This window comes from Halorubrum tibetense, from assembly GCF_042661865.1.
Lineage (GTDB): Archaea > Halobacteriota > Halobacteria > Halobacteriales > Haloferacaceae > Halorubrum > Halorubrum tibetense.
On record NZ_JBHSWW010000068.1, the window covers coordinates 1 to 10743 of the forward strand.

At 66.1% G+C, this 10743-nt stretch carries 10 protein-coding genes and 1 pseudogene; 6 read left to right on the top strand and 5 right to left on the bottom strand.

All coding sequences use genetic code 11. The features are described from left to right. The first annotated feature begins 232 nt into the window (after window positions 1-232). Window positions 233-400: a hypothetical protein gene (locus ACFQEU_RS06685; protein WP_379780516.1), complete on the top strand. Its 168-nt coding sequence runs from the start codon at window positions 233-235 to the stop codon at window positions 398-400. Window positions 401-530: 130 nt separating this feature from the next. Here ACFQEU_RS06685 and ACFQEU_RS06690 read toward each other — a convergent pair whose 3' ends face one another. Next, window positions 531-2330 (bottom strand): acyl-CoA carboxylase subunit beta, encoded by a 1800-nt coding sequence (locus ACFQEU_RS06690; RefSeq protein ID WP_379780518.1) that lies wholly within the window; start codon window positions 2328-2330, stop codon window positions 531-533. A 209-nt stretch (window positions 2331-2539) separates the two neighbouring features. Here ACFQEU_RS06690 and pyrH point away from each other — a divergent pair, with 209 nt between their 5' ends. From pyrH to ACFQEU_RS06710, 4 genes are all read left to right on the top strand, one after another. Next, window positions 2540-3280, top strand: coding sequence for a UMP kinase (pyrH, locus tag ACFQEU_RS06695; protein WP_379780520.1), 741 nt, complete (start codon window positions 2540-2542; stop codon window positions 3278-3280). After that, a complete protein-coding gene (gene lysS, locus ACFQEU_RS06700; protein ID WP_379780522.1) occupies window positions 3277-5040 on the top strand; it encodes a lysine--tRNA ligase in 1764 nt (587 codons plus the stop codon). The genes pyrH and lysS overlap by 4 nt, the downstream gene beginning before the upstream one ends. Next, window positions 5041-5370, top strand: a complete 330-nt coding sequence (locus ACFQEU_RS06705; protein WP_379780524.1) for a DUF7573 domain-containing protein — start codon at window positions 5041-5043, stop codon at window positions 5368-5370. A gap of 169 nt (window positions 5371-5539) precedes the next feature. Next, window positions 5540-6436: a sensor histidine kinase gene (locus tag ACFQEU_RS06710; protein WP_379780526.1), complete on the top strand. Its 897-nt coding sequence runs from the start codon at window positions 5540-5542 to the stop codon at window positions 6434-6436. Window positions 6437-6475: 39 nt separating this feature from the next. Here the strand turns inward: ACFQEU_RS06710 and ACFQEU_RS06715 are convergent, their stop codons facing one another. The 4 genes from ACFQEU_RS06715 to ACFQEU_RS06730 form a co-directional block, all read right to left on the bottom strand. After that, on the bottom strand, window positions 6476-6610 hold the full coding sequence (locus tag ACFQEU_RS06715; protein WP_255417605.1) for a hypothetical protein: 135 nt from the start codon (window positions 6608-6610) through the stop codon (window positions 6476-6478). A 143-nt stretch (window positions 6611-6753) separates the two neighbouring features. Further along, a complete protein-coding gene (locus tag ACFQEU_RS06720; protein WP_379780529.1) occupies window positions 6754-8034 on the bottom strand; it encodes an RNA-guided endonuclease InsQ/TnpB family protein in 1281 nt (426 codons plus the stop codon). 236 nt (window positions 8035-8270) lie between these two features. Further along, entirely contained in the window at window positions 8271-9533 is a 1263-nt protein-coding gene (icd, locus tag ACFQEU_RS06725) for an isocitrate dehydrogenase (NADP(+)) (RefSeq protein WP_379780531.1), read from the bottom strand. 80 nt (window positions 9534-9613) lie between these two features. After that, window positions 9614-10543 carry a glycosyltransferase family 2 protein gene (locus ACFQEU_RS06730; protein WP_379780533.1) on the bottom strand — a complete coding sequence of 310 codons (930 nt, stop codon included), beginning with the start codon at window positions 10541-10543 and terminating at the stop codon, window positions 9614-9616. A gap of 107 nt (window positions 10544-10650) precedes the next feature. Between ACFQEU_RS06730 and ACFQEU_RS06735 the strand changes: the two are divergent. Then, window positions 10651-10743 (top strand): annotated as a pseudogene (locus tag ACFQEU_RS06735) (isoaspartyl peptidase/L-asparaginase); the annotation flags it as partial.

Consider the following 10743-nt stretch of genomic DNA (forward strand, 5'->3'; position numbering starts at 1 on the left):
GGGTTCGTCCGTGCCGGCCTCCCGGTTCGCCGCCGCGTCGCTGGCGGGATCGACCGCGTACGCGGCCGCGCTCGTCGTCGTCGCGTTCGGTCTCGAGGGCGCTGCCGACGTCCTGATCGGGCTCTGAGAGCTCCCATCGATCGGTTCACCGTCGGTTCACCGAGGCTATCGGGGTCGGGAGGGTGCCCCCTGATCGGTTGACGTTTTTGTTGGAGCGCGACGATCGCCGGGTATGGTCCTCGACGTGATACTGGCGCTCGTGGTCACGTTCCTGATCGTCGTCGTGGGGTCGTACGTCGGGACGAAGATGGCGCTCAACACTTTCTTCGGGCGGGAGTTCGACCCGACCGATATCGACCGATCCCCATCCCTGAACAGTGAGTCCGACGACCGGGAATGACGCACAGGACCGGGAAACTCGCACGACCGGGAAACTCGTACGACCGGGAAACTCGTACGACCGGCGGTGAACACCGGACTCACGCACTCGCTCGGCCCCCGCTTCGCCCCTGTCCTGACGCGCGTTCTCGTTACAGGACCGTGCCGTGTTTCTTCTCCGGGAGCTCCTTCGAGACGTCCTCGTAGAACGCGAACCGGGCCGCCAGCTCCGCGCGGAGGTCGGACGGAGGAACGATCTCGTCGATGACGACCTCGCTCGCCATCCGGTGGATGTCGATGTCCTCGCGGTACTCCTCGCGGAGGCGCGCCTCCGTCTCGGCGCGCTCCTCGGGATCGTCTATCTCCGCGAGCTTGCGGGCGTACACCGCGTTGATCGCGGCTTCGGGACCCATGATCGCGATCTCACCGGAGGGGAGCCCGATCACGCTCTCCGGGTCGTACGCGGGGCCGCCCATCGCGTAGATCCCCGCGCCGTACGCCTTCCGGACGACGACCGTCTGTTTGGGGACGGTGGCCGAGGAGGTGGCGTAGATCATCTTCTTGCCTTTCTCTAGGATCGCGTCCTTCTCGACCTGTGAACCGGCCATGAATCCCGGCGTGTCACAGAGGTAGAGGAGGGGGATCTCGTAAGCGTCACACGTCCAGATGAACTCGGCCGCCTTCTCGGCGGCGTCGGGGAAGATCGCGCCCGACCGCTCGGTCGGCTGGTTGGCGACGACGCCGACGGGACGACCGTCGATCCGACAGAACGCGGTGACGATCTCCGTGCCGTAGCCATCCTTGACCTCGAAGACGCTCTCGGCGTCCGCGATCCGGTCGAGGAGGTCGTGGACGTCGTACGGCCGGTTCGGCGACTCGGGGATCAGCTCGTCGATGCCCTCGGGGGAGAACGTCGGCGGTTTCGGCTCCGACCGAGGGGGTTTCTCCCCGGCTTGATCCGGCAGATAGCCGATGAGGTCGGCGACGAGCTCGCGGGCGTGCTCCTCGTCGCGCGCAACGAGATCGGCGGAGCCGGAGTGTTCGGCGTGGACCGCCGGGCCGCCGAGCTCGTCGAGGTCGATCTCCTCGCCGGTGACCATCTTCACCATCCGCGGGGAGGCGATCGCCATCGACGACATCCCCTCGACCATCACGGTGAAGTCGGCGAACACCGGGGTGTACGCCGCGCCGGCGATACAGGGCCCGTACAACACACAGATCTGCGGGACGGCGCCCGACAGCATCGAGTGGTTGTAGTAGTACTTCCCGATCCCCTCGCGGTTGGCGAAGAACCCGGTCTGCTGGTCGATCCGGCCGCCCGAGGAGTCCATCAGGTAGAGCACGGGCTTGCCGGTTTTCAGCGCCCGTTCCTGCATTCGGAGGAACTTCTCGACGCCCTTCGCCGCCATTGACCCCGCCTTCACCGTGAAGTCGTTCGCCATGAAGTGGACGTCACGCCCCTCGAAGGCGGCAGCTCCCGTCAATAGGCCGTCACCGGGGACGCGGTCCCCTTCGTCGTACGCCTCGCCGTCGGGCGCGGTCGGGTGCCAGTCGTCGAACGCCGCGAACTTCCCGTCCTCGAAGTGGAGGCCGACCGGGCCGCCGTCGGAAGCGCTCGCGTCACCCGCACCCCGCGTCCCGTCCTCGCCGCCGAACCAGAGGTCGAGCCGGTCACGGACGAACAGCTTCCCCTGTTCGGGCAGCCGGTCCCTGTACTTCTCGGGGCCGCCGTCGAGGATGTCGTCGATCTCCGCCCGGAGGTCGCGCTCGCGGTCCGTCGGCCCGAGATCGTCGTCGAGTGGGTAGTCGATCTCCGGGGGGTCGGCGCTGGCGGCCGGCTCGTCCGCGTCGCCGACGTGCACCTCGACGCCGACGCCGAGGTGTTCCGCCAGCGATCGCGCGATCGCCTCCGCCTCCTCGGCGGTCGCCGCCGTCCCGACGTGTACCTTCATACTGGCAACACTTGCGGAGGGTCCTAAACCGTTTTCCATGTGGGTTCGTGGCGGGTCGATCGGGTCGATGTCGACGAGCGGTCCGAGGGTGGGTCCCGGAGAACGGGGGATGAGTATGAGTCGACACCCCCACCTGATCCGCTCGGAGGCGCGGAGCGGTCGTCGACGCTTAATAATCCTTAAGCCGGGGAGACGGCTATCCGAACCCAATGAGAGTCGTCGTTTCCATCGGCGGGAGCGTGCTCGCGCCGGAGCTCGATCCCGACCGCGTCGCCGCCTACGCCGACGCGCTCGAACGGTTGGCGGACGGGGAGTACGAGGTCGGGGTCGTCGTCGGCGGGGGTGGCGTCGCCCGCGAGTACATCACGACGGCCCGCGAGCTGGGCGCGAACGAGGTCGACCTCGACGAGCTCGGGATCGGAACGACCCGGCTCAACGCCCGTCTCCTGATAGCCGCGCTGGGCGACACGGCCGCCCCGTCGCCGACGACGGAGTACGACGAAGCGATCACCGCGCTCCGACGCGGCGAAACCCCGGTGATGGGCGGGATGACACCCGGACAGACCACGGACGCGGTCGCCGCCGTCCTCGCGGAGGGCGTCGACGCCGACCTGCTCGTGTTCGCCACCAGCGCGGACGGCGTGTACGACGTCGATCCGAACCGCTACGACGACGCGACCCGGTTCGAGACGCTGACCCCGGCCGAGCTCGTCGATGTGGTGGTGCCGATGAGCCGCGACGCGGGGTCGTCCGCGCCCGTCGACCTCCTCGCGGCGAAGCTGATCGGTCGGGGCGGTGTCCGATCGATCGTCCTCGACGGTACCGATCCCGACGCCGTCGTCGACGCGATCCGCGACGGGGAGCACACGGGGACGGAGGTCGTTCCGGAGGGCGTCGACGCGCCACCCCAGTGGGAGCGAGCGGGGACACGGGAGGGAACGCCGGAATGACGCACGACGCCGACTCCCCACACATCCTCTCGGAACAGGCGTCAGATCGGGGCGACACCGGGGATGGTTCGGATACGGGAGAAACCGAAGGAACGGCGGGGGCGGCGGACGCCGACGGCTTCCGCGCGTTCTGGGCCGATGTCGTCGCCGACGAGGTCGAGGCGCGCGACCCGGACGAGCCGATCGTGATCAAGGGCGGCGTCTCCCCGTCGGGAGTCGCCCACCTCGGCAACTTCAACGAGATCATTCGCGGCTACTTCGTCGCGGAGGTGCTCCGCGAGCGCGGCTACGAGGTCCGACAGGTGTTCACCTCCGACGACAAGGACCCGCTCCGGAAGATCCCCCGCAAGCTGGCGAACGCCGACGGCGAGATCGTCGGCCTGGGCGAGGTCGACGCGGGCGCGCTCGGGCGTAACCTCGGGAAGCCGTACACGGCGATCCCGGACCCGTTCGGGGAGCGGGAGTCGTACGCCGCCCACTTCGCGGCGCTGTTACAGGCGGACGCGGACCGGCTCGACGTCCCGATCGAGATGGTCTCCAACACGGAGCTGTACGCGACCGGGGCGTTCGACGACGCGGTTCGGACGGTCCTCTCCGACCTGGAAGGCGTCCGCGACGTGCTCTCGACGTATCAGGACAAGGTAGACGACGAGTACGTCCCGTTCAACCCTGTCTGTGCGGAGTGCGGGAAGATCACGGAGACGGTGACGGGGATCGACCTCGACGCCGAGACGGTCGAGTACCGCTGTACCGATATGGACGTCGGCGACAACACGATCGAGGGGTGCGGCCACGAGGGGACGGCCACGTTCCGGGAGGGGAAGCTCCCGTGGCGGTTGGAGTGGCCCGCCCAGTGGGACGTACTCGACGTCGACTTCGAGCCGTTCGGCAAGGACCACGCGGAGGGGTCGTGGCCCTCCGGCGTCGACCTCGCGCGGAACGTGTTCGGCATCGAGCCGCCGGTACCGATGGTGTACGAGTGGTTCACGCTCGGTGGGGAGGCGCTCTCCTCGTCGGCCGGGAACGTCGTCACCGTCCCGGAGCTTCTGGAAGTGCTCGAACCGGAGGTCGTCCGCTACTTCTTCGCGCTCCACCCGAAGAAGGCGCGTGACCTCGATATCGAACGGATCGACCAGCTCGTCGACCGGTTCGACCGCTTCGAGCGGGCGTACTTCGGCGAGGTCGACGACCCGGAGCTGACCCGGTTCGCCGAGCGAGCGTACCCGTTCGTCGTCGCCGGACACCGGTCGGATGCAAGCGGGACGGCGTCCCGCCCGGTCGACGAGGTGCGAGAGGGGATCGTCCGGCTCCCGTACACGTTCGCCGCCGTGCTCGGCATGGTCGATGACCCGGCGTTCCGGGAGCAGCTCGCCCGCGACGAGGGACACATCACCGACGACACCCCCGAGTGGGCGGTCGAGGCGGCGCTCAAGCGGGTCGAGAAGGCCCGGGCGTGGGCGGAGCGGACCGACAACGAGTACAATTACCGGGTCCAGACCGACCTGCCGGACGTCGCGTTCGACGACGACATGACGGCGGCGCTCGACGACCTCGCGGAGTTCGTCGCCGAGGGCCACGACGGGGAGGCGATCCAGGGCGAGATGTACGAGACGGCCCGCGAGCACGGGATCGAGGTCGCCGACTTCTTCGCTGCGGGCTACCGGCTGTTCTTCGACGAGACGCAGGGGCCACGGCTCGGCGAGTTCCTCGGCGAACTCGAACGGGAGTACGTCGTTGCGAGGCTCCGACGGGAGGCGTAGATGGCGGAGGACCGATCGCTCGACGAGTTCGCCGACGACGCGGCGGAGGACGCCGAGTCGAACGACCGGCCGGCGAACGACGGGACGCAGGCGGCCGATGGTGAAGGGGTCGACGACGGGGAGCAGGGTGAGGCCAGTGAGGGGGTAAATAACGGGAAGCCGGTCGACGAGGGGTCGGAGCCGCCGCTCGATCCGGGTGAGACCGATCCGGCCACATCGACGAGCGCGTGGACGACTGGCGGAGCGGCGTGTGACCGATGCGGGGAGCGGGTTACGCGTCGCTGGGCGGACGACGACGATCTCGTCTGTCCGGACTGCAAGACGTGGTGACGCCCGACTCGACCGCCGCCCTTCCGTCACGAACGACGCCGGCAGCCGGCGCTCGACACCTTACTGCATCCGGTTTCCCCACCCTTATTGCCTGGCAGTGAAGACTTAATACACATCACTGAACCATGTTAGTTGTACTACTCAGTCACTGGGGATAAGTATAATAACTATGAAATCAGTTTCGGGACGTCCGTCCGACCGATCGCCGCTGCGCCTCACCGCCCTGTATCTCGCTCTCGGTGTCGTGGCCGTCCCGGTAATGGACCGCGGTTTCGGTGCAGTCGGGTGGACGGACGGCGTCTGGACCCCGCCGCTGCTCGCGGGTGGATGGCTGCTCGTCGGGCTCTCGTCCGCCTTCCTCTACGGTGCGACCGTTCATCACGCGCGGCAGACGGCCGCCGTCCGCGACGAGCTGGAAACGTCGAACCAACAGCTGCAGGTGTTGAGTCGCGTGTTCCGTCACAACGTCCGGAACGATCTCAACATCGTCCAAGGGTACGCGGACCTCCTCGAACGTCGGCTCGATGACGAGCGGAGCCGGGAGTGTATCGAGACCATTCGGAAGACGACGGAAAACATCGTGGAGATAAGCGAGAAGCTCCGCGTCATCGAGGACGCGTCGAACGACCTGACCGAGGAGCGCGTGGACCTCGCCGCGGTCGTCACCGAGGCGATCGAGACACTCGACACCGAGGGTGTCGAAGTCGCGCTCGAGACGCCCGACTCGGCGTGGATCCGTGCCGACGAGTCGGTGAGCTATCCGGTGCGTGAAGTGTTCGAAAACGCGGTCGCGCACAACGACGACCCGAGTCGACGGATCGTCGCGCGGATCGAAGTGAACGGGTCGACGACCAGCCTCTCCGTCCGCGACAACGGCCCGGGGATCCCCGAGGACGAGCGATCGGTGCTCCGCGCCGAAGAGGAGACGCCCCTCTCACACGCCAGCAGCATCGGGCTGTGGCTCGTCAAGTGGATGTGTGAGCTTCAAGGCGGAACCGTTCGGTTCGACGCCACAGACGCCGGGACGACGGTCCAACTCCGATTCAACTCGGCAGAGGGGTCCTGATCGGAGGACTGAAACACGCTGCGGACTGCCGGTCGAGGATCACTCGAGCTCGGTGATCGTGACCGCGTACACCGCGCCGCAGTTCCCGCACTCGACGTGAACGCCGCGGCTCGTCTGTCCACGAGTGAACTCGGAGATCTCCTCCGAACACGAGCACTCGAACTGGACTTTCATTATCGGAAGTACGGCAGTATCGTATTTAAATCAATGGGTGTCGTTATCGGCCGTGATACGTGTAGGACCGAGCTTGACATCCTCCCCGCGCTGAAGCGCGAGGATTCCCACGGCACCGCACCGCTGGGTTGGGATATTGTGGTTTACGACGTTACCTGTTCTTGAGGCGCGAGTGCACCAGTTTCCTTGTCAAACAGGAACGTCGATGGCTGTGCCAACCAGCCGTTACTCCTATTCACCGACAAACTCGGTGAACTCGGAGATACTTTTTGTCGAATGTTTTCGGCACCGTTCACGTCCGCGTTCGCCGTCGTCCCGCACTCGTCGCACACGTACAACCCACGCTCGACGCGGTTTGCATCACGCGTCCGATCACAGCACGAACACGACTTCGACGTATCGCGTTCGGACACCTCCTCAACGGCGATCCCTTCCATCTCGGCCTTGTAGGTGAGCAACTCCGTGAAGCGGTCGAACGCCCACGAGTGCAAGTCAAGATTGCCGTGTGAGCCCCAGTTTTTCGACTCACCCTTCTCGTCGTCCTCACGGATACCGGAGAGATCACCCACAACAATCGTTCCAACGTCTTCCTCAACACACCGCTGGACAATGTGCTTCGAGAGCGTGTGGAAGTAGTGCGTGCGCCGCCTCGATTTCTTCTGGTTCAGCCGCGTGGCCCGTTCAGAGTTCGAGTCGTCACACCGCGCGAGCCGCTTGCTGAAGTAGTAGTCATCCTGCTTCAGACAGTTCAACGGGTACAACTCGCTGTGACCGTCCTCGTAGGCAAGCGCGGCGAAGTTGTTGATACCGAGATCGATGCCGACGGTCTGCTCACCGGGTGACTCAGAGACCTCAATCTCCACCTTACAGACAAAGTGGAGTTCCCACTCATCGCCTGACCAAACCGCCTTCACTTGTTGGACGTTCTCCACGGCAGAGAGGTCAACGTCGGGCCGAGTTTGGAATTTGCAGAGAATGAAGTCCGACCAATACTCTTTGAGGTTTGAGCCTTGAGAGAGTCGGACGCGGTTGTACTGTGTGTCGAGTTTGAAGCCTTTTTGCTTGAATGTGACTGTCGAACGCGGGTGTTCGTCGCCGTGTTTGCGGTAGCCGGGCGGGTTCGCTCTCGCATCTCCGTTGCGTCGTTTGCCGTACCAGCCGTTGAACGCCTCAGCGAGTTCTTGAAGGACTCGCTGACTTGACTGAGAATGCAGGTCATCGTAGCGTTCGTGGGTTTTGAGGTAGGCGGTGAGTTCGTTGTGGTTGGGGATGTGATCGATTTTATCCCAAATCCGGCTGCATGTCCACCGTCCGACGTTCCAGAGCTTACTGGCTGCGAACCCGAGGGCGTCAAGATCGTCGGACACCCGTGGCTGATTCCGAATGGAAGCAGTATAGGTGCGCGTGACGACCTGTTTTGCCATACGTAAACTATGTAGACAAACTTACTTGAAGGCGTGGATTACGCAGCGTGGAATATCCTGCCGTGCCATCGAACGGTGGATTAGAGAAGAGTTGTCGGATTCATCCCCGCGCTGAAGCGCGAGGCTTTCTCCTTGATTCTCCGTAAGCCGGAAGTGTCGCGTCCGGTTTTCACGATCGAAAACGGGAGTCGTCTCGGTCTGAGAGGGGTCGTCTCGGACCGCGTTTCGACGACTGGTTAGGACAGCCGTTCGATGTTCTCGACGACGGCGTCCGCGAACTCGCTGGTCGCCAGCTTCTCGCCGCCCTCGATCTGTCGGTGGAGGTCGTAGGTGACTTTTCCGGACGAGATGGTCTCTTCGACGGCGTCACGCACCAGGTCGGCGGCGTCGTTCCACCCGAGGTAATCGAGCATCTCGCGGCCCGAGAGGATCATCGCGGTGGGGTTCACCTTGTCCTCGCCGGCGTACTTGGGCGCGGAGCCGTGAACGGGTTCGGCGAGGCAGCGACCGTGGCCGAAGTTCGCGCCCGGCGCGATCCCCAGGCCGCCGATCTGCGCGCCGGCGGCGTCGGACATGTAGTCGCCGTTGAGGTTCATCGTCGCGATGACGGAGTACTCGTCCGTCCGCGTGAGCAGCTGCTGGAGCATGTTGTCGGCGATACGATCGTTGACGACGACCGTGCCGTCGGGCTGTTCGCCGTCGTGCTCGTCCCACAGCTCGTCTTCGGTGATCACGTCGTCGCCGTACTCCTCCTCCGTGACCTCGTACCCCCAGTCGCGGAACGCGCCCTCGGTGAACTTCATGATGTTCCCCTTGTGCACGAGCGTGACCGTGTCGCGGTCGTTGGCGATCGCGTAGTCGATCGCCTCGCGGATCAGCCGCTTGGAACCGAACTCCGAGATGGGTTTGACGCCGATGCCGACGGGGCCGTCGTGGATCACGTCGGCGATCTCCATGTCGTCCTCGAGGAAGTCGCGTACCTGCTCGACCTCGTCGGTGCCGGCTTCCCACTCGACGCCGGCGTACACGTCCTCCGTGTTCTCCCGGAAGGTGATCATGTCCATCGCCTCGGGGTTCTTGACTGGCGACGGGACGCCGGTGAGGTGATACGTCGGCCGGACGTTGGCGTACATGTCGAGCGTCTGGCGGAGCGCGACGTTGAGCGACCGGAAACCCGCACCGACGGGCGTCGTCAGCGGTCCCTTGATCGCAACGCGGTGGTCGCGGATAGCCGAGACGGTGTCCTCGGGCAGGTTCTCGTCGTACTTCTCTCGGGCGCTTCCGCCGGCGTAGACGCGCATCCAAGCGATGGAGCGACCGGTAGCTTCGGCGGCCGCATCGAGCACCTGCTGCGCGGCCGGACCGACGTCAGTGCCGATCCCGTCGCCGTGGATGATCGGGATGATCGGGTTCCCAGGGACGTTCAACTCGCCGGTCTCCTCGTCGGCGAGCGTGATCTGTTCCCCGTCGTCGGGGACCTCGACCTTGTCGTAGCTCATAACGGGCGTGGATTCTCGTACCGCCGTAAAGTGCCTGCCGTTTTCCGGCTACCGGGGCGCGGTTAGGGTTCACGCCCGAGCTACCCGTCGACCACGTCCACGTCGTACTTGCCGTTCCACCGGTATCGGCGACCGGCCCAGACGAACGTCCGCCGACCGAGCGCGTACGCCAAAAGCGGCGGCGAGGCGAGGACCGCGGGCCCGGCGAGCAGGAAGGTCGAACGGCGGACGCCGACCCACCGGTACGTCGCCGCGGAGACGAGTGTGAGGCCGACGAGCGTCGGAAGCGGTGCGACGAGACACGCGGCCGCTAGGGCGACCGCGAGGAGGAGGTTGATCCCGGTCGCCACCGGCGCGTAGTACCGGGTGATCCAGAGGAACCGGACGAACCGCTCCAGCGACTCGCGAACGGATCCGCCGGCCGGAACGACCCGTGTGCGGTCGGCCGCCGTCACCTCGAGATGCTCGCTCAACGTCCCGTCGTCGCTGAGCGAACGGCGGATCTCCGCGAGGAACGCCGCCTCGTCGATGTCGCCCCGCTCGAAGATCACGGCACCGCCCCAGACGATCCCGCCGGCCGCGACCGGCAGGGTCCCGCCGATCAGGTAGGCCGGTTCGAGGAGGACGCCGAGCGGGTCGCGACCGACGAACGCCGGTCGCTCCGTCGTCGGCCCCTGCCGCTCGTAGTCGGCGTGGAGTCGATCGAGCCAGTCGGGCGGGTGATGGAAGTCGTCGTCGGTCCAGACGATTCGTTCGTGGGCGGCCGCGTCCATGCCCGCGGCGATGGCGTTCGCCTTGCCGGAGCACCCAGTCGGCTCGCCCGCGAGGACGATCCGGACGCCGTCGGGAAGACCCCCGCCGCGTTGAGCGCGCTCGGCGACCGGGTCCGTCTCCGTGTCGGCGATCACGAGGAGCTCGTCGTCCGGCCCGAGGAGCTCGGCGACCTCCTCACAGGCGTCGGTCCAGCGGACCGTCGGGAGGAGCACGGAGGTCGGCGGCGGATCCGTCATACCGACCGGTTCGACCGAGCCGGAATTAAACCCGGCGACAGTGACGGCGACGGTCGCCGCCCGCCGCTTTCCCGAGGCTTATGGCCTCGCCGTCGGGAGGAGTTCGCATGCGCGTGATAGTTCACGGCGGCGCGGGCGGCGTTCCGGACGAGCCCGAACCCCGACAGGCGGTACTCGACGAGGCCGCCGCGGCGGGCGAC

What these genes read in the sequence shown, in the direction of transcription:
- ACFQEU_RS06685 (WP_379780516.1), top strand. Translation starts at nt 233, where the DNA reads ATGGTCCTCGACGTGATACTGGCGCTCGTGGTCACGTTCCTGATCGTC.
- ACFQEU_RS06690 (WP_379780518.1), bottom strand. Translation starts at nt 2,330, where the DNA reads ATGAAGGTACACGTCGGGACGGCGGCGACCGCCGAGGAGGCGGAGGCG.
- pyrH (WP_379780520.1), top strand. Translation starts at nt 2,540, where the DNA reads ATGAGAGTCGTCGTTTCCATCGGCGGGAGCGTGCTCGCGCCGGAGCTC.
- lysS (WP_379780522.1), top strand. Translation starts at nt 3,277, where the DNA reads ATGACGCACGACGCCGACTCCCCACACATCCTCTCGGAACAGGCGTCA.
- ACFQEU_RS06705 (WP_379780524.1), top strand. Translation starts at nt 5,041, where the DNA reads ATGGCGGAGGACCGATCGCTCGACGAGTTCGCCGACGACGCGGCGGAG.
- ACFQEU_RS06710 (WP_379780526.1), top strand. Translation starts at nt 5,540, where the DNA reads ATGAAATCAGTTTCGGGACGTCCGTCCGACCGATCGCCGCTGCGCCTC.
- ACFQEU_RS06715 (WP_255417605.1), bottom strand. Translation starts at nt 6,610, where the DNA reads ATGAAAGTCCAGTTCGAGTGCTCGTGTTCGGAGGAGATCTCCGAGTTC.
- ACFQEU_RS06720 (WP_379780529.1), bottom strand. Translation starts at nt 8,034, where the DNA reads ATGGCAAAACAGGTCGTCACGCGCACCTATACTGCTTCCATTCGGAAT.
- icd (WP_379780531.1), bottom strand. Translation starts at nt 9,533, where the DNA reads ATGAGCTACGACAAGGTCGAGGTCCCCGACGACGGGGAACAGATCACG.
- ACFQEU_RS06730 (WP_379780533.1), bottom strand. Translation starts at nt 10,543, where the DNA reads ATGACGGATCCGCCGCCGACCTCCGTGCTCCTCCCGACGGTCCGCTGG.